The sequence below is a fragment of the Caballeronia zhejiangensis genome (genome assembly GCF_000698575.1).
Classification (GTDB): Bacteria; Pseudomonadota; Gammaproteobacteria; order Burkholderiales; family Burkholderiaceae; genus Caballeronia; species Caballeronia zhejiangensis.
This window is the reverse complement of the sequence record NZ_JFHD01000043.1, coordinates 17,382-37,799: the sequence shown is the minus strand read 5'-3', so window position 1 is coordinate 37,799 and position 20,418 is coordinate 17,382. Positions and strand designations below refer to the sequence as shown.

Sequence of the window (20,418 nt, the reverse complement as noted above, 5' to 3'; positions counted from 1 at the left end):
CGACGGGAACCGCATGGGCATCGAACGGGAATTGAAACTCGCGCTCGCGCCGTCGCAACACGACGACGTAGCGCGCTTCTTCGACGAACGCACCGGCGCGGGCAAGCCGATCGAGCTTGCCAACGTCTACTTCGACACGCCGGACTGCGCGCTCGCGAAGGCGAAATCCGCGCTGCGCCTGCGCCGCACGCCGGAGCAATGGCTGCAGACGTTCAAGACGCTCGGCAAATCGGTGGCTGGCCTGAGCAACCGGCACGAGTGGGAGTTGCCGGTGCAAGGCGAAGCGCTCGAAATCGATGCGCTCATCGCCGCCTGCGACAACGACGCCGCGCGCGAAGCGCTGGAACGCGCCGCGCCGGACCTGATCGCGCTGTTCAAGACCAATTTCAGGCGCATCGTCTGGGACATCGAGCGCGAGGGTTCGCATATCGAAGTCGCGCTGGATCGCGGCGAAATCACGGCGGACGTCGACGGCACGACGCGTCGCGCGGATATCAGCGAGCTGGAGCTGGAACTGAAATCCGGCGAGGAAAGCGCGCTTTCGATGCTCGCGGCGGAATTGCGCGGCGCGTTTCCCGAGATCGTTCCCGAAGACCTCAGCAAGGCGCAGCGCGGCTATCTGCTGCGCGAGCCGCCCGAAGGCAAGAACCGCAACGCATGAATCAGCAGCCTTCCCTTTTCGCGGATAACGAAGCCGCGAACGCGTCGTCGAACTCCACGACGCTCGAAAGTCAGTTCGACGCGCTGCCCGCCGACTGGCGCCGCCATCTGAAGCCGTTCATCGACAGCAAGCATTACGCGGCGTTGTGCGCGTTCGTCGATGCCGAGCGCGCCGCTGGCAAGACCGTCTATCCCGCCGATGTCTTCCGCGCGCTGCGCCTCACGAGTCCTGCCGACGTGAAGGTCGTCATCCTCGGACAAGACCCGTATCACGGCGAGGACAAAGGCGCGCCGCAAGCGCACGGCCTCGCGTTTTCGGTGCCCGCACCCGTGCGCCCGCCGCCGTCCTTGCGCAACATCTTCAAGGAGATTCACGCGAGTCTCGGATTTCCCGCGCCCGCGCACGGTTGCCTCGATTCGTGGGCCAAACAAGGCGTGCTGCTGCTGAACACGTCGCTGACGGTCGAGCGCGATAAAGCCGGAAGCCACGCGAAACGCGGCTGGGAACAATGCACCGACACGCTGATCCACGAAATGGCGCAGCGTCACGATGGCCTCGTGTTCATGCTGTGGGGCGCACACGCGCAGGCGAAGCGCAAGCTGATCGACGACACGCAGAAGGCGCATTGCGTGCTGGAGGCGGCGCATCCGTCGCCGTTGTCGGCGTATCGCGGATTCTTCGGCTGCGGGCACTTCGCGCTCGCGAACGAATATCTGACGAAGCACGGACGCGCGCCGATCGACTGGCGTCTGCCCGCCGAGCCCGAATTGCTCGCCTGAAACGCAAAAAACCCCGCCACGCGGACCGCCACGCGGGGTTTTTCTTCGATACGAAAGCGCTTAAACCGCTGCGATCGCCTCACGCGCCGACGCGAGTGCCGCGCCAGCCGCTTCCGGTCCCATGTTCAGGCCTTCGGCGTAGATGAAGTTCACGTCCGTCATGCCGAGGAAGCCGAGGAACGTCTTGAGGAACGGCGTCTGCGAATCGTTCGGCGTGCCTGCGTACTTGCCGCCGCGCGCCGACACCACGTACACCTTCTTGCCCTTCACGAGACCTTCCGGACCATTCGCGGTGTAGCTGAACGTGATGCCCGCACGCGCGATCCAGTCGAAATACGTCTTCAGTTGCGACGAGATGCCGAAGTTGTACAGCGGCGCTGCGATTACGACGATATCCGCGGCTTGCAGCTCGGCGATCAGCGCTTCGCTCTTCGCGTTGATCGCGGCTTGCTCCGCAGTGCGCTGATCGGCGGGCGTGAAGAACGCGCCGAGCGTGGCGTCGTCGAGATGCGGCAGCGCGTCGCCCAGCAGATTGCGCACGACCACCTTCGCGCCCGGATTGCTTTGTTGCAGTTTCGCGGTCAGTTCGTCGGCGAGCAGCGTCGATTGAGCGCCTTGCGAACGGGCGGCGGAGTTGATCTGGAGAATCGTCGTCATGATGGCTTCCTGTCTCTGAGAGGTTCGGGCGCACTCGGCGTCCCGTTAGGAAGCATTCTTCTCATTTCGACCTTCGGGAAAAAGCCGTCAGATCGTGACGGATCGTTGCACCGATAGAACAATCCGCCACATATTCCGGCAATCAGCCTTTCAGCCAGCGCTCGCGCCATTGTTTCGACGGACCCCGACCGTCGATGGCCGTCAGCACGTAACGCGCGACTTCCGGTCCGTCCAGCTTGACCTCGGTGCGGCGCAACTCGTCGCGACGGAACGCGTGCACCTCCACTTTCGCGCCCGGCAGATAACGCGACAGCAGCGCATCGAGATTCGAGCCGTTGACGCGCAGTCCGTCGATCGCGACGAGCACATCGCCCGCCGACAATCCCGCCTTCTGCGCCGCGCTGCCTTCGTGGACGACGGCCAGCGTGCAATCCGCGCCGCCACGCACGCGCGCGCCGAGCGACGGCTTGACCGCCGCGCCGTTGCCCGGGAGATCGGGGGCGAGCGCGATGCCGAACGGCTCGAAAAGCGCATCGAGCGGCAAATCGCGCGTGCCGCGCACGCCGTCGCGGAACAGCGAGCGCAGGTCAGCGCCGGTCGCTTCGGCGAAAAGCGCCTCGACGTCTTCCTCCGCAATGCCGCGCCCCTTGCCGTTGTAAAACTCGCGACCGTAGCGCTGCCAAAGCAGACGCATCACGTCGTCGAGCGACTTGCGGTTGTCGGTCTGCGCGCGAATCGACAGATCGAACGCCAGCGCGACGAGCGAGCCTTTCTGGTAATAGCTGACGATCGCGTTCGACGCGTTTTCGTCGGCGCGGTAGTACTTCACCCAGGCGTCGAACGAGCTTTGCGCGACCGATTGCTTGAACCGCCCGGAGCCGCGCAGCACGCCGCCGATCGTCTTGCCGAGCAGACTGAAATAATCGCCGGCGGAAATCAGGCCGCTGCGCACGAGCATCAGATCGTCGTAGTACGACGTGAAGCCTTCGAAGAGCCACAAGAGCGTCGTGTAATTTTCCTGCGACAGATCGTACGGCGCGAACGTCGCCGGCTTGATCCGCTTCACGTTCCACGTATGGAAATACTCGTGGCTGCACAGGCCGAGATACGTGCGATAACCCTCGGTCGTTTCCGGGCGGCCCTGCACCGGCAGATCCGTGCGATTGCAGATGAGCGCCGTCGATGCGCGATGCTCCAGCCCGCCGTAACCATCGCTGACGGCGACGGTCATGAACACGTAGCGATCCATCGGCGCTTTCTTCGTGCGCGGCTCAAAGAGCGCGATCTGCGCTTCGCAGACGCGCTTCAGGTCGGCGGCGAGCCGGTTCATATCGAGATTGACGACGCGCCCCGAAATCACGATGTCGTGCTTCACGCCGTGCGCGCTGAAACTGCCGAGCGCAAATTCGCCGAGCGTGACCGGATGGTCGACGAGTTCGTCGTAATTCGCCGCTTCATAGCCGCCGAAACCGTAGCGCTTCGTGCCGCGCGCATCTGAAAGCGCCGTCGCGACGCGCCAGTTGCGATACGCGCCGCCCTGCGGCGGTTCGATATCGACGACGCACGGCGCGCCCGACTGCCCTTCCACCGCGAGGAACGTGCTCGTGCCGTTGAAGAAGCCGACGGTGTCGTCGAGATGCGCGGCGCGCACCGACATGTCCCACGCGTAGACCTCGTAGCGCAGCGTGATCGGGCCGTCGGTCGGCGCGGCTTGCCACGCGTGCTTGTCGATCTTTTCGATGGCGATCTTGCGGCCCGCCGCGTTGAACGCCTGCAGCGTCACGATGTTGCGTGCGAATTCGCGGATCATGTAGCTGCCCGGAATCCAGACCGGCAGCATGAAGCGCTGGCCGGCCGGATCGGGAACGGCTACGGTCAGCGTCACTTCGAAGAGATGCGCGGCGGGATTTTTCGGAACGATGCGGTAGCGGACGGGCTGCACCGTTTGCAAAAGCGTAGTCATCTCGATGTCCTTTGTTCTTGTTCTGGGCGCGTCGATCTTGAACGAACCGCGCCCGGCGCCTTGCTTGTTTACGCTGCGCTTTCGGAAAAGCAAGGCCGTAAAAACACAGGAGGCGCATGACGCGCCTCCCTTCTTCGTTTCGGACCGCGCTCAGCGCACGGCGGACAGTTCCTTTTCGAGCCGGTCGGCGGGCACGGCGCCTGGCAGACGCCGGCCATCGGCGAGGAATACGGTCGGCGTGCCGGTGACGTTCATCGCGCGGCCGAGCTTTAGATTCTTGTCGATGGCGGTCGTATCGCACGATGCCGACGCGGTCGGCGCCTTGTGATCGAGCATCCAGCTTTCCCACGACACACCGCGATCCTGCGCGCACCAGATCGACTTCGACTTGGCCGTCGAATCGGGCGAGAGCACCGGATACAGGAAGGTGTAGACCGTCACGTTGTCGATCGACTTCAGCGTCGATTCGAGTTGCTTGCAGTACGGGCAGTTCGGATCGGAAAAGACCGCGATCTTGCGGCTGCCGTTGCCCTTCACGACCTTCACCGCGTTCTCGAACGGCAGCTTCGCGAAGTCGATCTTGTTGGTTTCGGCAAGCCGCGCCTCGGTCAGGTTCTTGCTGTTCCGTGTATCGACGAGATCGCCGATCAGCACGTAATTGCCGCTCGCGTCGCTATACACGATCTGCGAGCCGAGATTCACCTCGTAGAGACCGGGAATCGGCGTCTTTTCGATGCTCTTGATGGTCGCGTCGCCCATGCGCGATTCGAGCGCCGACTTGAGCTTGTCGGTGGTCTGATCGGCCTGCGCCGAACAGCCGACGCCGAGCGTCACGGCGAGCGCCGCGGCCGTCGCCAGGGCCAGTCTGAGGGTGGTTTTCATGCGGTTTCCTGTGAGTCGTGCGGCATCGCGCCCGAGAAAGTGAGATTGTTTCAGCCGAGCGCCGCCGAGACGAGCCAGCGCTTGATGAGCGGCTGCGCGCCGACGAACGCCATGCCGGTGTTGCGGACCGCGCGCGCGAGCGTACCCGGCACGGCGAAAAGCCGCTGCAGGCCGTCGGTCGCGAACATGAGCTTCTGGATGTCTTCACGGCGCGCGCGTTCGTATCGGCGAAGGAGGATCGGATCGCCGAGATCGCGGAACGACTCCTTGTTCGCGATGACGTCCGCGAGCGCGGCGACGTCGCGCAGGCCGAGGTTCATGCCCTGCCCCGCGAGCGGATGAATCAGATGCGCGGCATCGCCGACGAGCGCAACACGCGGCGCGACGAGTTTGTCGACGGTTTGCAGCCCGAGCGGAAAGCCTTGCGCCGGCGTCACGCAATCGAGCGTGCCGAGCTGGTTTTGCGTTGCCGTTTCGACTTGCGCGGCGAGTTGCGCCGGATCGAGCGCGAGCAGTTCGTCGGCGTGTTCGGTGCGCGCGGACCACACGAGCGAAACGTGATCGCCCGGCAGCGGCAAGAGCGCGATGATTTCGGTATCGCGGAACCATTGGTACGCCGTTTCGCCGTGCGGCTTTTCGGCCTTGAAATTGGCGACGACGCCCGTCTGCCGATAATCGCGCCGATTCATCTTCGCGCCCATTTGCGCGCGCACCCACGAATGCGCGCCGTCCGCGCCGACGATCAGATCCGTCTCCAGCATTTCGCCGCTCGCGAGCGCAATGTGCGCGGCGTCGGCTTCGACCGTCATGCCCTGCGCGCGCGATTCGAACCACGAAAGACTCGGCGAAAAGCGCAACGCGGCATCGAGCGATTGCTCGATCAGCGACGATTCCACGATCCACGCGAGCTGCGGCACCGACGCCTGAAACGCCGAGAAGTGCAATTCCGCGTGGGCATCGCCGAACACGCGCATGTCGAAGACGGGACCGAGCCGCGAACGATCGAGCGCCTGCCAGACGCGCAGACGCTCCAGCAGCGCCTGCGAGCTCGACGACAGCGCGTAGATGCGCGAATCGAACGCCGCGCCCGGCGGCAGGCCAGCCGCGCGCGACGCGACGAGCGCGGTGCGCAGCCCGGATTGCGCGAGCGCGAGCGCCGCCGTCTTGCCGACGAGCCCGCCGCCGACGACGATAGCGTGAAATTTCAGTGGATGCGGAGTCATCCGGGCATTATAGCCGTGGGGTTCGAACGGGTTTGCGAGCCGGCGGCGGCGCTTGCCCGCGACGGTGCGGCGGTACAATAGCGGTTTGCCTGGCCGCCGCACGCGGCCGTAGCGTGGCGGGCGGTTCTCGCCCGCTCATTGCGCACCATTTTTGACGAAACCCGCGCGGCCCGCGCCGTCTTACCAGTTCGAAGGATTCCATGAGCCTCCAATGCGGCATCGTCGGCTTGCCTAATGTCGGCAAGTCCACTCTTTTCAATGCGTTGACCAAGGCGGGCATTGCCGCCGAAAACTATCCGTTCTGCACGATCGAGCCGAACGTCGGCGTCGTCGAAGTGCCGGACGCGCGCCTCACCGCGCTCGCCGAAATCGTGAAGCCCGAGCGCATCCTGCCGGCGGTCGTCGAATTCGTCGATATCGCGGGGCTCGTCGCCGGTGCGTCGAAAGGCGAAGGCCTCGGCAATCAGTTCCTCGCGAACATCCGCGAAACCGACGCGATCACGCACGTCGTGCGCTGCTTCGAGGACGAGAACGTGATCCACGTCGCGGGCCAGATCGATCCGATCGCGGATATCGAAGTTATCAACACGGAACTCGCGCTCGCTGACCTGGCGACGGTCGAAAAAGCGCAGGCGCGCTATTCGAAGGCGGCGAAGTCGGGCAACGACAAGGAAGCGATCAAGCTCGTCGCCGTGCTGGAAAAAGTGCGCGCGCAGCTCGATCAGGCGAAGCCGGTGCGCGGCCTTTCGCTGACGGAAGAAGAACTGCTGCTCATCAAGCCGTTCTGCCTGATCACGTCCAAGCCGACGATGTACGTCGCGAACGTGAAGGACGACGGCTTCGAGAACAACCCGCATCTCGACGCGGTGCGCAAGCATGCGGAAGCGGAAAACGCGCCGGTGGTCGCGGTGTGCGCGGCGATCGAAGCGGAAATCGCCGATCTCGACGATGCGGACAAGCTCGAATTCCTCGCCGACATGGGCATGGACGAGCCGGGCTTGAATCGCGTGATTCGCGCGGGTTTCAAGCTGCTCGGCCTGCAGACGTACTTCACGGCGGGCGTGAAGGAAGTGCGCGCGTGGACGATTCATATCGGCGATACGGCGCCCCAGGCGGCGGGTGCCATTCACACGGATTTCGAGCGCGGGTTCATTCGCGCGCAGACCATCTCGTTCGATGACTACATCGCTTATAAGGGCGAGCAAGGGGCGAAGGAAGCCGGGAAGATGCGCGCCGAAGGGAAGGAGTATGTCGTGCACGACGGGGATGTCATGAATTTCTTGTTTAACGTCTGACGCGCGACGTAAAGAAACGTCAAAGCGGCTTGCCTCGCGAAGCGGAGTGTCTTTTCATGGACACTCCGCTTTTTTCTTGCGCGGACGAGACAACGCAGCAACGCTGCGATCGACAAAAACAACGAGACATAACCACAAGATGCAGAGACACGCACTGCGCGCATTCACAGCTTTCACGCTGATCGCGGCGAGCTTGCTCGCAACGTCCGACGCCTTCGCCTATCGCGGCAACCCGTACCAGTATCAACCGCAGCCCGACGAGTCCGATCTCGACAACCACGGTCATTACGTCAACCGCGACGGCGACGTCGTCCACTCGCCCGCGCGCACGCGCTCCGGCGCTGTCCCCGCGGGCGCGACCGCGCAATGCCGCGACGGCTCCTACAGCTTCAGCCAGCATCACAGCGGCACATGCTCGCGGCACGGGGGCGTAGCCGCCTGGCAATGACCGCCTCCACCGCGAAGTACAATGCCACCTAATCCCGCCTGCGCGAAACGCCACGGCGGGAACGCGCGAATCCGCGCCACCGAACATCCTCGCGCGCCGAACCGGGCGCCCCGCATTCATCCATCCAGCTAGGACAATATGGCCCAATACGTCTTCACCATGAACCGCGTCGGCAAGATCGTCCCGCCGAAGCGTCAGATCCTGAAAGACATCTCCCTTTCGTTCTTCCCCGGCGCCAAAATCGGTCTGCTCGGCCTGAACGGTTCCGGCAAATCGACGCTCATCCGCATCATGGCGGGCGTCGACAAGGACATCGAAGGCGAAGCCACGCCGATGCCCAATCTGAACATCGGCTATCTGCCGCAGGAGCCGCAGCTCGATCCGCAGCAGACCGTGCGTGAAGCCGTCGAAGAAGGTCTCGGCGATGTCTTCCTGGCGCAAAAGAAGCTCGACGAAATCTACGCCGCCTACGCCGAACCCGACGCCGATTTCGACGCCCTCGCCGCCGAACAGGCGAAGTACGAAGCCATCCTCTCGACGAGCGATGGCGGCAGCCCCGAGCAGCAACTCGAAGTCGCCGCCGACGCGCTGCGCCTGCCCGCGTGGGACGCGAAAATCGAACATCTGTCGGGCGGCGAAAAGCGTCGCGTCGCGCTGTGCAAGCTGCTGCTGCAAAAGCCCGACATGCTGCTCCTCGACGAACCGACCAACCACCTCGACGCCGAATCCGTCGAATGGCTCGAACAGTTTCTGACGCGCTATCCGGGCACCGTCGTCGCGGTGACGCACGATCGCTACTTCCTCGATAACGCCGCCGAATGGATTCTCGAACTCGACCGCGGACACGGCATTCCGTGGAAGGGCAACTATTCGAGCTGGCTCGATCAGAAGGAAGACCGCCTGAAGCAGGAAGAGGCGAGCGAATCCGCGCGTCAGAAGGCGATCAAGAAAGAACTCGAATGGGTGCGGCAGAATCCGAAGGGACGTCAGGCGAAATCGAAGGCGCGTATCGCGCGATTCGAGGAACTCAACAGCCAGGAATACCAGAAGCGCAACGAAACGCAGGAAATCTTCATTCCGGTCGGCGATCGCCTCGGCAATGAAGTCATCGAGTTCAAGAACGTCAGCAAGGCGTATGGCGACCGCCTGCTCATCGACAACCTCAACATGAAGATTCCGGCGGGCGCGATCGTCGGCATCATCGGGCCGAACGGCGCGGGTAAGTCCACGCTCTTCCGCATGCTGACCGGCAAGGAGCAGCCGGATTCGGGCGAAATCGTCAAGGGACCGACGGTCAAGCTCGCGTACGTCGATCAGAGCCGCGATGCGCTCGCCGCCGACAAGACCGTCTTCGAGGAAATCTCCGGCGGCGCCGACGTCCTCACGGTCGGCAAATACGAAACGCCGTCGCGCGCGTATATCGGCCGCTTCAACTTCAAGGGCAGCGATCAGCAGAAACTCGTCGGCAATCTGTCCGGCGGCGAGCGCGGACGTCTGCATCTGGCGAAGACGCTCATCGCGGGCGGCAACGTGCTGCTGCTCGACGAACCGTCGAACGACCTCGACGTCGAAACGCTGCGCGCGCTCGAAGACGCGCTGCTCGAATTCGCCGGCTCCGTGATGGTGATTTCGCACGACCGCTGGTTCCTCGACCGCATCGCGACGCACATCCTCGCGTTCGAGGGCGATTCGCACGTCGAATTCTTCGACGGCAACTATCAGGAATACGAGGCCGACAAGCGCAAGCGTCTCGGCGAGGAAGCCGCGAAGCCCAAGCGTCTGCGCTACAAGCCGATCACGCGCTAACGTCTGACGAAAGAGCCTATGCGGGGGCGCGCACCGACATCAGGCGTAAAAGTGGCGACTGTGTAGGGCGCAGTCGCCACTTACTTTTTCGAGCGACGCTTTCCAGTAAGCCGACACGGAGACACACGCAGATGGCGGGATCGAGCGCGCGGCGGGGAGCGCTTTGGGCAATCGGAATCGTCGTGGCGCTCGTCGTCGTGGTGATCGGCGGCTGGTTTTTCGTCGTCCATCAGATGAAAGAGCGGATCCTCGAGACGCTCGGCCCGAACGGTTCGGTGGAAGAGATCGACGTCGGCTTCGGGCACGTCACGCTCTCGCGCGTGCGGCTGCGCGGCCCGAAAGACTGGCCAGCCGGCGACGCGATGCGCGCGGAGCGCATCGTGCTCGACGTCGACATGCAATCGCTCATCTCGAGGCCGATTCATCTGCGCAGCGTGAGCGTCGACAACTACTATCTGTCGATCGTCCGCTCCGCCGATGGCCGCGTACGCATCCTGCCCGGCCTCAAGGAAACCGCGCGCGAAGCCGACGCCCGGCCCGACAGCAAGGAACGTCAGGAGCACGCGCAAGAAGAAAAAATCATCGATCGCGTGTCGTTCGAGCGCGGCTCGATGGAGTTCTTCGACGGCTCCGTGCCGAACCCGCCGTATCGCGTGCTGATCGGCGATGCGCGCGCCACTGTCGATCATCTGCATCTGCCCGCGCTCACCGAGCGCACCGAGCTTTCGATGACCGGTTCCATCAAAGGTCCGTCGCACACGGGCAACGTCACGTGGGGCGGCTGGATGATCATCGCCAACAAGGATTCGCAGACGCGCGCGACGCTGCGCAACGTCGATGTCGCGACGCTCGATCCGTATCTGCTGAAGAAGGCCGGCGCAAAGGCGGCGGTGACAGGCGGCACCATCGACATGACGATCGATGCAACCGTGAAGAATTACCGCATTCACGCGCCCGGCACGTTGACGCTGAATCATCTGCAGATCAGCGATACCGGCAACGCGCTCGACACCTTTCTCTCGATTCCGACGAAAGCCGCGATCGCCGCGCTCAAAGACCGCAAGGAACAGATCAAGCTCGACTTCACGCTCGAAGGCGATCTGCGCGATCCGAAATTTTCGCTGAGCGAGAGTCTGTCGAAGAAGCTCGCGGCGGGATTCGCGAAGGCGCTGGGCGTCAGCGCTGAAGGCGTCGCGCGCGGCGCGGGCGATACGGTTCGGGGAATCGGCAACGCGCTGAAGAACCTGCTCGGGCAATAGCGCGTCGCCTTCTCGCTTTACTTTCAGATCGGCAGATTCAGCGCGCGCAGCTTCGTTTCGGTTTCCAGCGCGCCGGTGTAGTGAACGCCGTGCCAGCCGAGCGCCGTCGCGGCTTGCGCGTTCATCGGGTTGTCGTCGATGAACACGAGTTCTTTCGGCTGAACGCCCGGCAGATGCCGTTCGATTTCCGCGCGCATCAAACCGAAAATCTGCGGATCAGGCTTCACGAGGCCCACGCGCCCTGACACGACGATCTCGCGAAACTTCCGCAAGACGTCGAAGCGTTCCCACGCATACGGAAACGTCTCCGCCGACCAGTTCGTGAGGCCGAAGAGCGGCACGCCCGCCGCTTCGAGCCGGTCGACGAGCGCCACGCCCTCTTCCAGCACGCCGGACACCATTTCCGGCCAGCGTGCGTAGAACGCGCGGATCAGCGCTTCTTGCTCGGGATAGACGGCGATCAGTTCGGCGGTGCCGTCCTCGATGGTCTGCCCGCCGTCCTGTTGCACGACCCATTCCATCTTGCAGACGTTGTCGAGGAACCAGCGGCGCTCGGTGTCGTCTGGAATCAGATGCTTGTAGAGATATTCGCGATTCCAGTCGATCAGCACGCCGCCGAAATCGAATACGACTGCCTTGATGGTCATTGCTCGCTGCTCCGTGGGTCAGATCGCCTTGGTCCGCTCTTCGAGCCATGCCAGCGCCTTGCCCGTCACATGCGGCGACACGCGGCGCCGCACGGTTTCGTGATACGCGTTGAGCCACGCGCGTTCGTCTTCGCGCAGCAACGACACATCGATGCAGCGCGCGTCGATCGGACAAAGCGTCAGCGTTTCAAATTCGAGGAAATCGCCGAATTCGGTCTTGCCCGCCGCCTGGTTCATCACGAGATTCTCGATGCGGATGCCCCACTTGCCCGGCCGATAAATGCCCGGCTCGACCGACGTGATCATGCCCTCTTCCATCGCCGTCCACGGTTCGGCGGGCGCGTAGTGCGAAATTACTTGCGGGCCTTCGTGCACGTTCAGGAAATAGCCGACGCCGTGTCCCGTGCCGTGGCCGTAGTCCGCGCCCGCTTCCCAGATCGGCGCGCGCGCGATCGAATCGAGCATCGGCGAACGGATGCCGCGCGGAAAACGCGCGCGCGAAAGCGCCATCGTACCCTTCAGCACGACGGTGAAATCGCGCTTGTGCTCGGCCGTGATTTCGCCGATCGGCACGACACGCGTGATGTCCGTGGTGCCGCTCAGATATTGGCCGCCCGAATCGATCAGCAGCAGACCGTTGCCTTCGATGACCGCATGCGACGCTTCCGTCGCGCGGTAATGCGGCATCGCGCCGTTCGCGTTGAAGCCCGCGATCGTGCCGAAGCTCAGCGTGACGAAACCCGGGCGGCGCGCACGCGCGGCAGTCAGCTTCTCGTCGATGGTCAGTTCCGTAATGCGCTCGCATCCCAGCGCCTCCTCGAACCACGCGAAGAATTCGGCGAGCGCGGCGCCGTCCTGCTCCATCGTCGCGCGGATCTGCTCCGCTTCCGCCGCGGTCTTGCGCGACTTCGCGAACGTCGACGGATTCACCGCCTCGACGATTTTCACCGCCGACGGCACTTTCTCCAGCAAGCCGTGCGTGATTCGGCGCGGGTCGATCAGGAGCGTCGCGCCCGCGGGCAGCGACGCGAGCGATTCCGATGCGGCCGCGTACGGCGCGACGCGCACGTTGTCGCGCGACAGCGATTCGACGAGCGCGCCCGGAATCTTGCCGTCCGCGACGAAAATCGTCGCGTCGTCGAGACCGATCAGCGCGTGCGCGACGAAAACCGGGTTGTAGCTCACGTCGCCGCCGCGCAGATTGAAGATCCACGCGAGATCGTCGAGTGTGGAAACGAAGTGCCATTGCGCGCCTTTGGCACGCATCGCGTCGCGCACTTGCGCGAGCTTGTCCGCGCGAGCGACGCTCGCATTCGGCGCCGCATGCTCGTAGACGGCCGCCTCCGGCAAGCCGGGGCGCGCGGGCCACACGGCATCGAGCAGATCGACATCGGTGCGTAATACGATGCCGCGCGCACTCAGCGCATCGGACAGTGCACGCGCCGCTGCGACGCCGAGCACGGTGCCGTCGACGGCGACCGTCGCGCCCGATGCGACGTTTTCAGCGAGCCAGTCGACGTGCGGCGCGGTCTGCTGCCCGCCCATCATCTTCATGAGCACGATGCCGGTGCCGGCGAGTTGCGTCTCGGCTTGCGTCCAGTAGCGGCTGTCGACCCAGACGCCCGCGAAGTCCGCCGTCACCACGAGCGTGCCGACCGAGCCGGTGAAGCCCGAAAGCCACTGACGCCCTTGCCAGCGTTCCGGCAGATATTCGGAAAGATGCGGATCCGCCGATGGAATCAGCACGGCGGCGAGCTTTTCGCGCGCCATCTGGCCGCGCAACGACTCGATGCGGCTCGCGAACATGGCGGGTTCCGGAATGGCTGAATCTGCAATGCGATCGTTCATGAAGTCACCTGCTTGAAAGCCCGCGTAGGGCGCGAAGAGCACGACGCGCGGCAAGGATCACCCGCCCGCGTCACAAAATCGAGATCAGCGGCGCGCCGCCAGTCCGACAGTCGTCGTCACGACGAAGAGCGCGAAGACCGCGCACGCGAGCCATTCGAGCGTGTCGCCGTCGTGATATACATCGACGATATTGCCGAGCATGCGCGCAACAACCGTCGCCAGTATGCCAGCGGCGATGGCCGTCCAGACGTAGCCCGCCGGACCGCGCGCGACGCGTCCCGCACGGCGCAGCGGATGCAGCCACCAGCCCGCCGCGCCGATCACCGCACCGAGAAAAATCAGTCCGATCCAGCCCATCAGCGGCGATGCTCCATCGGTGTCGATTCGTTGCAAAGCGGAGCAGATCGGTGGATGTACATGATTTCGGGCAATCCTCGGCGCGACGTAGCGCTTGAGTTTAGGGGCCGGATATGGGGAGCGCAAGGCTCGGAATGCGCGTACCGAAATCGCATCGAAGGGAACCAAAAGCGCGCTTCTTCTTTTTGAGAAGATTATGCGAGTTTTCCGAAACTCCGCCGCTCGGTCGAATGATAAAATCCTTTCATCTTTGCGCTTTATATATATTCTTGCCATTTATAAAGCGAACCTCACATTTATCGCCACTTCGTTAATCGCGTTACTGATTTTCACGCGACGAATTGACGTTTTCAAAAGGCGGCATTTTCCTATGACTGAAGCCAATCCACTTTCCCTGCGTGGTCTCGAAATGATCGTCACGTATCGCGGCTCCGGTCAGGAAAGGCGCGATAACCTGCGTGGCGTTCTGCGCCACCTTGTCCGCACCTATTCGGACTTTCACATCTGGCTGATCGAAGCGGACGCCGCGCCCACGTTCAGTTGGACCGAGATCGGCGATTCGCGCATCCGGCACGTATTCGTGCACGATACCGGCCCGTTTCCGAAAGCGAGGCTCGTCAATCTCGGTGCGTTAATGGCAAAAAGCCCGATTATCTGCATGCACGATGCCGATATGATCGCCAATCCACGCATGATGAAATCGGCCGTCGACGCATTAATGGACGGCGATGCCAGCGACGTGCTTTGCCCCTTCTCGCGCGTGCTGAATGTTTCAGGCGATCGACGCCAAACGTTTATCGAATCGGGAAACTTCGACGAATTCGCTCCGTTCATGGAAGGCGATTTACCGGACGATATCAATGTGCTCTACGCCAACACGCCGGGCGCAATCAACCTTTTTAAACGCCCGGAATTCATCCGTATCGGCGGCGTGGATCCGCAGTTCACGGGCTGGGGCGGCGAGGACGACGACCTGTTCATCCGCGGCGCGCGGCTCGGTCTGCGTTGGCATGCACTTGCCGGACCGGATTCCTCGCTGTTTCATCTGAATCATGACTCCGCGTCACGCGCCGCGATGTGCGAGGAAGAACATAGCGCGCGAAACCGGCAAATGGCGCGCCGAACCGATGAAATGCCGATCAAGGAACTGGAGGCGCGAGCGCTCGAGCTTGCGAAGTATTTCCGCTGACCGGCGCGGCTTTCTGCCACACGCTGGTTCCGGCAAACCGCTCGACGCCCGGCTGCGCGGGCGTTTTCGGCACTTCGGGCGCGGTCGCGCCCCAAATGCCACCTATAAATGAAGAAATACGCAAAAGGCTATAATATTGGGCTATCTGAAAGGCCATCGGCTTAGGCCCAAAGCATCAGCCCAAAAAAATGCAGCTCCTCACGATCGGAATCAACCACCACACTGCGCCTGTCGCTCTGCGCGAACGCGTGGCGTTTCCGCTCGAACAGCTGAAGCCCGCGCTGGGCGCGCTGAAGGACATTTGGCTTGGCCCGCTCGCGAAGGCGTCGCCCGAAGCGGCGATTCTCTCGACCTGCAATCGCACAGAACTCTACTGCGCCACCGACGACTCCGCCGCCCGCGAAGCTGCGATCCAGTGGCTCTCGAAGTACCACAACATCCCCGTTCCCGAGCTCGCGCCGCATGTCTATGCGCTGCCGCAGTCGGAAGCGGTGCGTCACGCGTTCCGCGTCGCATCGGGGCTGGACTCGATGGTGCTCGGAGAGACGCAAATCGTCGGACAAATGAAGGACGCGGTGCGCACCGCGTCCGAAGCCGGCGCGCTCGGCACGTATCTCAATCAGTTGTTCCAGCGCACGTTCGCAGTCGCGAAGGAAGTTCGCACGACGACCGAAATCGGCGCGCAATCCGTCTCGATGGCCGCCGCCGCCGTGCGCCTCGCGCAGCGCATCTTCGAGAATATCTCCAGCCAGCGCGTGCTGTTCATCGGCGCGGGCGAAATGATCGAGCTCTGCGCCACCCATTTCGCGGCGCAGAATCCGCGTGAGCTGGTCGTCGCGAACCGCACGGCGGAGCGCGGCGAGAAGCTCGCCGGCCGCTTCAACGGCCGCGCGATTCCGCTTTCCGAATTGCCGTCGCGCATGCACGAGTTCGACATCATCGTGTCGTGCACGGCGTCGACGCTGCCGATCATCGGTCTCGGCGCGGTCGAGCGTGCAGTGCGCGCGCGCCGGCATCGCCCGATCTTCATGGTCGATCTCGCCGTGCCGCGCGATATCGAGCCGGAAGTCGGCAATTTGCACGACGTGTTCCTCTACACCGTCGACGATCTCGGTGCGATCGTGCGCGAGGGCAACGCGTCGCGTCAGGCGGCGGTCGCGCAGGCCGAATCGATCATCGAGACGCGCGTCGCGAATTTCATGCAATGGCTCGATGCGCGCAGCATCGTGCCGGTCATCCGCCACATGCACACGCAGGCGGACGCGCTGCGCCGCGCCGAACTCGAACGCGCGCGCAAGATGCTCGCGCGCGGCGACGACCCCGCCGCCGTGCTCGAAGCGCTCTCGCAATCGCTCACGAACAAGCTGATTCACGGTCCGACGCACGCGCTCAACCGAGCAAGCAGCGAGGAGCGCAACCAGCTCATCGACCTGATGAGCGGCTTCTACCGTCACGGCTCGTCGTCCGATTCGTCGGAACGTTAGCGGCCTTCTCTTTGCTATTCTCAAAGGCTGTCCGCGATTTACGCGGCGGCTTTCCGATCGCAGTTCTTCCTGACGCTCACCGCGTCATCTCCGTCCGATGAAAACGAGCATGCAAGGCAAGCTCGACCAGCTTGCAAAGCGGCTGGTCGATCTCAACGAACTGTTGAGCCGCGAAGACGTGACTTCCGACATGGATCAGTACCGGAAACTCACGCGCGAGCACGCGGAAATCAGTCCGATCGTCGAGCAATACGCTCTGTGGCGACAGGCTTTGACCGACGAAGCGACCGCGCAGGAACTGCTTTCCGATCCGTCGATGCGCGATTTCGCCGAAGAGGAAATCGGCGAGGCGCGCGAGCGCATGACGAAGATCGAAGGCGAACTGCAGACGATGCTTCTGCCGAAAGATCCGAACGACGATCGCAACATCTTCATCGAAATTCGCGCGGGCACGGGCGGCGACGAATCCGCGCTGTTCGCGGGCGATCTGCTGCGCATGTATCTGCGTTATGCGGAACGCAATCGCTGGACGGCCGAGACGATGTCGGAAAGCGTCTCGGATCTCGGCGGCTATAAGGAAGTGATCGTGCGGCTCGCCGGACAGGGCGCGTATTCGCGGCTCAAGTTCGAATCGGGCGGGCATCGCGTGCAGCGGGTTCCGGCGACGGAAACGCAAGGCCGCATTCATACGTCCGCGTGCACGGTCGCGGTGATGCCGGAAGCCGATGAGATCAGCGAAGTCGTCATCAATCCGGCCGATTTGCGCATCGATACGTTCCGCGCGTCAGGCGCGGGCGGGCAGCACATCAACAAGACGGATTCGGCGGTGCGCGTCACGCACTTGCCGACGGGCATCGTCGTCGAATGTCAGGATGACCGCTCGCAGCACAAGAACAAGGATCGCGCGCTGAAGGTGCTGGCCGCGCGCATCAAGGACAAGCAGTATCACGAGCAGCACGCGAAGGAAGCGGCGACGCGCAAGAGTCTGATCGGCTCGGGCGACCGTTCGGAACGCATTCGCACGTACAACTTCCCGCAAGGGCGCATGACGGATCACCGCATCAACCTCACGCTCTACAAGCTCGAGTACATCATGGACGGCGATCTCGACGAACTGATCGGCGCGCTCGTGTCCGAGCATCAGGCGGAGCAGCTCGCGGCGCTCGGGGAAACGGAGTGAGCGACGCCGCCGCGTTATTGCGCGCGTGCGCGCTGCCGCCGCTCGAAGCGCGCATTCTCTTGATGCACGTACTCGGCTGGCGGCGCACGGAACTCATCACGCGCGATCGCGAGACGCTGCCGCAAGACGCGGTCGCGCGTTTCGAGGCGCTCGCGGCGCGGCGCTCGAACGGCGAGCCGATCGCGCAGTTGATCGGCAAGCGCGAATTCTTCGGCCTCGAATTCGAGGTGACGCCCGACGTGCTGATCCCGCGGCCGGAAACCGAGTTGCTCGTGGAACTCACGCTCGAAGCCATCGCCGATGCGTCGAACCCGCGCGTGCTCGATCTCGGCACGGGAACCGGCGCGATCGCGATTTCGATCGCCCACGCGCGGCCCGATGCGCGCGTGTGGGCCGTCGACCGGTCGCGCGCCGCGCTCGATGTCGCGCGCGGCAACGCTTCGCGCCTGCTGAAGAGCGGTAACGTGACCTTCGTCGAAAGCGATTGGACCGCGAACATCGATCCGTCGTTGCGGTTCGAGGCGATCGTCAGCAATCCGCCGTATATCGCGAGCGGCGATCCGCATCTCGAACAAGGCGACCTGCGCTTCGAGCCGCGCGGCGCGCTCACCGACGACGCCGACGGTTTGTCCGCGATCCGCACGATCGTCGATAACGCGCCGCGTCTTCTCGCGCACGACGGCGCGCTGTGGATCGAGCACGGCTACGACCAGGCGGAATCGGTGCGCGCGCTGCTCACCGCACGCGGTTTCAGCGACGTGCACTCGATGCGCGATCTCGCGGGCATCGAACGTTGCTCGGGCGGCCGGTTCGCGGCCTGACGGCCCGGCTCGTGCAATCGAAATCCGCTATCATTTCGAGAACTCTCACCGAAATCTCAAGCGCAGGAATGCCATGGATACGCAAGAACGCATCAAGCAAATCGTCGATCAGAACGCGGTCGTCCTTTTCATGAAGGGCACGGCGCAATTCCCGATGTGCGGCTTCTCCGGCCGCGCAATCCAAGTGCTCAAGGCATGCGGCGTCGATCAGATCAAGACCGTGAACGTCCTCGAAGACGACGAAATCCGCCAGGGCATCAAGGAATTCTCCAACTGGCCGACCATTCCGCAGCTCTACGTGAAGGGCGAGTTCATCGGCGGCTCGGACATCATGATGGAGATGTATCAATCGGGCGAACTGCAACAGCTTTTCGCCGCCGCTTAAGTCTTTAGCAAGTGAGCGCGCCCGCTGCCGCGAAACGACGGCTCATCGTCGCGATCACGGGCGCAACGGGCGCCATCTACGGCGTGCGTCTGCTCGAGACGCTGCGCCGGCTGTCCGGCGTCGAGACGCATCTGCTCGTTTCCAGCGCCGGCTGGCTCAATATCCAGCACGAACTCGAACTCGATAAAGCCGCGGTCCACGCGTTCGCCGATGTCGTCCACAGCGTGCGCGATGTCGGCGCGACCATTGCGTCGGGTTCGTTCGCAACCGACGGCATGGTGGTCGCGCCCTGTTCGATGCGAACGCTCGCGAGCATCGCGCACGGTCTCTCCGACAATCTCATCACTCGCGCCGCCGATGTCGTGCTGAAAGAACGTCGCCGTCTGGTGCTGCTTGTGCGCGAAACGCCGTTCAACCTCGCGCATCTGCGGAATATGACGGCCGTCACCGAAATGGGCGGTGTGATCTTTCCGCCGTTGCCGGCGTTCTATCAGAAGCCCGCGAGCATCGACGAAATGGTCGATCACACCGTCGCGCGCGTCATCGATCTGTTCGGCTTTGCCCAACCGGTTGCACCCGCGTGGCGCGGGCTGCGCGGCGAAGCGTCGGATTGACAACGCCGGCGACACAATTCGTTGCCCGCCGGACCGTTTATAAACGAAGCTAGCGGTACTACATTGACGGCATACCGCTTAGGAATTTGCCGCCATGAGCCGACTCCCCACCGTTTTCATTTCCCACGGCGCGCCGACGCTGCCGATCGACCCGTCGATGCCGTCCGCCGAATTCGCATCGCTCGGTCAGACGCTGCCGCGCCCCCGCGCCATTTTGATGCTGTCCGCGCATTGGGGCACGGCGCAGCCGGTCGCTAGCACGGCCGAGCGCCCGGAAACCATCCACGACTTCTACGGCTTCCCGCGCGCGCTCTACGAACTGCGCTATCCGGCGCCCGGCGCGCCCGATCTGGCGAAGCGCGCCGCCGCGCTGCTCGGCGCGCAAGGCATTCCCGCCGCGACGACGAATCACGGGCTCGATCACGGCGCATGGGTGCCGATGCTGCTGATGTTCCCCGACGCCGAGGTGCCGGTCACGCAGCTATCGATTCAGCCGCATCTCGATGCCGCGCACCATTTCCGCATCGGCCGGGCGCTGCGCGAGTTGCGCGATGACGGCGTGATGATCGTCGGTTCCGGGCAGATCACGCACAATCTGCGCATGGCCGATTTCAGCGCTCGCCCCGAAGACGCCGATCCGCGCGTGGCCGAATTCACCGACTGGTTCGAGAGCCGCATGGCCGAACGCGACATCGACGCCCTGCTCGACTATCATGCACGCGCGCCGCACGCCGCGCTGATGCATCCGACCGACGAGCATCTGCTGCCGGTGTTCAGCGCGCTCGGCGCGGCGGCGGACGATTATCGGCTCGGCATCCAGTCGCTCGGCACATTCCAGCGTGCGCTCGCGATGACCAACTACGTCTTCACCGACGACTGATCGAAAAAAAGCCCGCCTGATCGCTCAGGCGGGCTTTGTT

At 63.6% G+C, this 20,418-nt stretch carries 20 protein-coding genes; 13 read left to right on the top strand and 7 right to left on the bottom strand.

What is annotated here, in order from left to right:
• The first annotated feature begins 13 nt into the window (after positions 1-13).
• Both BG60_RS31435 and BG60_RS31430 read left to right on the top strand, forming a co-directional pair.
• Positions 14-661 carry a CYTH domain-containing protein gene (locus BG60_RS31435; RefSeq protein ID WP_008344419.1) on the top strand — a complete coding sequence of 216 codons (648 nt, stop codon included), beginning with the start codon at positions 14-16 and terminating at the stop codon, positions 659-661.
• Positions 658-1,440: a uracil-DNA glycosylase gene (locus tag BG60_RS31430; protein WP_008344418.1), complete on the top strand. Its 783-nt coding sequence runs from the start codon at positions 658-660 to the stop codon at positions 1,438-1,440. The genes BG60_RS31435 and BG60_RS31430 overlap by 4 nt, the downstream gene beginning before the upstream one ends.
• 60 nt (positions 1,441-1,500) lie before the next feature.
• Here the strand turns inward: BG60_RS31430 and BG60_RS31425 are convergent, their stop codons facing one another.
• The 4 genes from BG60_RS31425 to BG60_RS31410 all read right to left on the bottom strand — a co-directional run bounded on the left by BG60_RS31425 (position 1,501) and on the right by BG60_RS31410 (position 6,165).
• Positions 1,501-2,097, bottom strand: coding sequence for an FMN-dependent NADH-azoreductase (locus BG60_RS31425; RefSeq protein ID WP_008344416.1), 597 nt, complete (start codon positions 2,095-2,097; stop codon positions 1,501-1,503).
• 142 nt (positions 2,098-2,239) lie between these two features.
• Positions 2,240-4,039, bottom strand: a complete 1,800-nt coding sequence (locus BG60_RS31420; RefSeq protein WP_034473949.1) for a M61 family metallopeptidase — start codon at positions 4,037-4,039, stop codon at positions 2,240-2,242.
• Positions 4,040-4,210: 171 nt separating this feature from the next.
• On the bottom strand, positions 4,211-4,942 hold the full coding sequence (locus tag BG60_RS31415) for a DsbC family protein (RefSeq protein WP_034473936.1): 732 nt from the start codon (positions 4,940-4,942) through the stop codon (positions 4,211-4,213).
• A 50-nt stretch (positions 4,943-4,992) separates the two neighbouring features.
• Entirely contained in the window at positions 4,993-6,165 is a 1,173-nt protein-coding gene (locus BG60_RS31410; protein ID WP_034473934.1) for a UbiH/UbiF family hydroxylase, read from the bottom strand.
• Positions 6,166-6,365: 200 nt separating this feature from the next.
• Here BG60_RS31410 and ychF point away from each other — a divergent pair, with 200 nt between their 5' ends.
• From ychF to BG60_RS31390, 4 genes are all read left to right on the top strand, one after another.
• Positions 6,366-7,460 carry a redox-regulated ATPase YchF gene (gene ychF, locus BG60_RS31405; protein ID WP_034473932.1) on the top strand — a complete coding sequence of 365 codons (1,095 nt, stop codon included), beginning with the start codon at positions 6,366-6,368 and terminating at the stop codon, positions 7,458-7,460.
• A 139-nt stretch (positions 7,461-7,599) separates the two neighbouring features.
• Positions 7,600-7,908 (top strand): DUF3761 domain-containing protein, encoded by a 309-nt coding sequence (locus BG60_RS31400; RefSeq protein WP_034473930.1) that lies wholly within the window; start codon positions 7,600-7,602, stop codon positions 7,906-7,908.
• A 138-nt stretch (positions 7,909-8,046) separates the two neighbouring features.
• Positions 8,047-9,714: an energy-dependent translational throttle protein EttA gene (ettA, locus tag BG60_RS31395; protein ID WP_008344405.1), complete on the top strand. Its 1,668-nt coding sequence runs from the start codon at positions 8,047-8,049 to the stop codon at positions 9,712-9,714.
• A gap of 131 nt (positions 9,715-9,845) precedes the next feature.
• The gene (locus BG60_RS31390) at positions 9,846-10,973 is read left to right on the top strand and encodes a DUF748 domain-containing protein (RefSeq protein ID WP_034473928.1); all 1,128 of its coding nucleotides are present in this window, start codon (positions 9,846-9,848) and stop codon (positions 10,971-10,973) included.
• A gap of 23 nt (positions 10,974-10,996) precedes the next feature.
• Here BG60_RS31390 and BG60_RS31385 read toward each other — a convergent pair whose 3' ends face one another.
• From BG60_RS31385 to BG60_RS31375, 3 genes are all read right to left on the bottom strand, one after another.
• Entirely contained in the window at positions 10,997-11,620 is a 624-nt protein-coding gene (locus BG60_RS31385) for an HAD family hydrolase (RefSeq protein WP_034473927.1), read from the bottom strand.
• 18 nt (positions 11,621-11,638) lie between these two features.
• Positions 11,639-13,426 (bottom strand): aminopeptidase P family protein, encoded by a 1,788-nt coding sequence (locus BG60_RS31380; protein WP_420912059.1) that lies wholly within the window; start codon positions 13,424-13,426, stop codon positions 11,639-11,641.
• Between the two features lie 126 nt (positions 13,427-13,552).
• Positions 13,553-13,825: a hypothetical protein gene (locus tag BG60_RS31375; RefSeq protein ID WP_034473925.1), complete on the bottom strand. Its 273-nt coding sequence runs from the start codon at positions 13,823-13,825 to the stop codon at positions 13,553-13,555.
• A 94-nt stretch (positions 13,826-13,919) separates the two neighbouring features.
• Between BG60_RS31375 and BG60_RS31370 the strand changes: the two genes are divergently transcribed.
• From BG60_RS31370 to BG60_RS31340, 7 genes are all read left to right on the top strand, one after another.
• Positions 13,920-15,014: a glycosyltransferase family 2 protein gene (locus BG60_RS31370; RefSeq protein WP_241484914.1), complete on the top strand. Its 1,095-nt coding sequence runs from the start codon at positions 13,920-13,922 to the stop codon at positions 15,012-15,014.
• A 188-nt stretch (positions 15,015-15,202) separates the two neighbouring features.
• Complete coding sequence (gene hemA / locus BG60_RS31365) at positions 15,203-16,498, top strand: glutamyl-tRNA reductase (RefSeq protein WP_008344394.1); 1,296 nt, start codon at positions 15,203-15,205, stop codon at positions 16,496-16,498.
• Between the two features lie 97 nt (positions 16,499-16,595).
• Positions 16,596-17,678 carry a peptide chain release factor 1 gene (gene prfA, locus BG60_RS31360; RefSeq protein WP_034473922.1) on the top strand — a complete coding sequence of 361 codons (1,083 nt, stop codon included), beginning with the start codon at positions 16,596-16,598 and terminating at the stop codon, positions 17,676-17,678.
• Positions 17,675-18,499: a peptide chain release factor N(5)-glutamine methyltransferase gene (gene prmC, locus BG60_RS31355; protein ID WP_034473920.1), complete on the top strand. Its 825-nt coding sequence runs from the start codon at positions 17,675-17,677 to the stop codon at positions 18,497-18,499. The genes prfA and prmC overlap by 4 nt, the downstream gene beginning before the upstream one ends.
• Before the next feature lie 73 nt (positions 18,500-18,572).
• Positions 18,573-18,884, top strand: coding sequence for a Grx4 family monothiol glutaredoxin (gene grxD / locus BG60_RS31350; protein ID WP_034473919.1), 312 nt, complete (start codon positions 18,573-18,575; stop codon positions 18,882-18,884).
• A gap of 11 nt (positions 18,885-18,895) precedes the next feature.
• Positions 18,896-19,498, top strand: coding sequence for a UbiX family flavin prenyltransferase (locus BG60_RS31345; RefSeq protein ID WP_034473917.1), 603 nt, complete (start codon positions 18,896-18,898; stop codon positions 19,496-19,498).
• 94 nt (positions 19,499-19,592) lie between these two features.
• Positions 19,593-20,378 (top strand): DODA-type extradiol aromatic ring-opening family dioxygenase, encoded by a 786-nt coding sequence (locus BG60_RS31340; protein ID WP_034473915.1) that lies wholly within the window; start codon positions 19,593-19,595, stop codon positions 20,376-20,378.
• Positions 20,379-20,418: the final 40 nt, after the last annotated feature.

Excerpts from the sequence above, each read along its gene's own strand:
- BG60_RS31435 (WP_008344419.1), top strand. The coding sequence starts at position 14 with ATGGGCATCGAACGGGAATTGAAACTCGCGCTCGCGCCGTCGCAACAC.
- BG60_RS31430 (WP_008344418.1), top strand. The coding sequence starts at position 658 with ATGAATCAGCAGCCTTCCCTTTTCGCGGATAACGAAGCCGCGAACGCG.
- BG60_RS31425 (WP_008344416.1), bottom strand. The coding sequence starts at position 2,097 with ATGACGACGATTCTCCAGATCAACTCCGCCGCCCGTTCGCAAGGCGCT.
- BG60_RS31415 (WP_034473936.1), bottom strand. The coding sequence starts at position 4,942 with ATGAAAACCACCCTCAGACTGGCCCTGGCGACGGCCGCGGCGCTCGCC.
- BG60_RS31410 (WP_034473934.1), bottom strand. The coding sequence starts at position 6,165 with ATGACTCCGCATCCACTGAAATTTCACGCTATCGTCGTCGGCGGCGGG.
- ychF (WP_034473932.1), top strand. The coding sequence starts at position 6,366 with ATGAGCCTCCAATGCGGCATCGTCGGCTTGCCTAATGTCGGCAAGTCC.
- BG60_RS31400 (WP_034473930.1), top strand. The coding sequence starts at position 7,600 with ATGCAGAGACACGCACTGCGCGCATTCACAGCTTTCACGCTGATCGCG.
- ettA (WP_008344405.1), top strand. The coding sequence starts at position 8,047 with ATGGCCCAATACGTCTTCACCATGAACCGCGTCGGCAAGATCGTCCCG.
- BG60_RS31390 (WP_034473928.1), top strand. The coding sequence starts at position 9,846 with ATGGCGGGATCGAGCGCGCGGCGGGGAGCGCTTTGGGCAATCGGAATC.
- BG60_RS31385 (WP_034473927.1), bottom strand. The coding sequence starts at position 11,620 with ATGACCATCAAGGCAGTCGTATTCGATTTCGGCGGCGTGCTGATCGAC.
- BG60_RS31380 (WP_420912059.1), bottom strand. The coding sequence starts at position 13,426 with ATGTTCGCGAGCCGCATCGAGTCGTTGCGCGGCCAGATGGCGCGCGAA.
- BG60_RS31375 (WP_034473925.1), bottom strand. The coding sequence starts at position 13,825 with ATGGGCTGGATCGGACTGATTTTTCTCGGTGCGGTGATCGGCGCGGCG.
- hemA (WP_008344394.1), top strand. The coding sequence starts at position 15,203 with ATGCAGCTCCTCACGATCGGAATCAACCACCACACTGCGCCTGTCGCT.
- prfA (WP_034473922.1), top strand. The coding sequence starts at position 16,596 with ATGAAAACGAGCATGCAAGGCAAGCTCGACCAGCTTGCAAAGCGGCTG.
- grxD (WP_034473919.1), top strand. The coding sequence starts at position 18,573 with ATGGATACGCAAGAACGCATCAAGCAAATCGTCGATCAGAACGCGGTC.
- BG60_RS31340 (WP_034473915.1), top strand. The coding sequence starts at position 19,593 with ATGAGCCGACTCCCCACCGTTTTCATTTCCCACGGCGCGCCGACGCTG.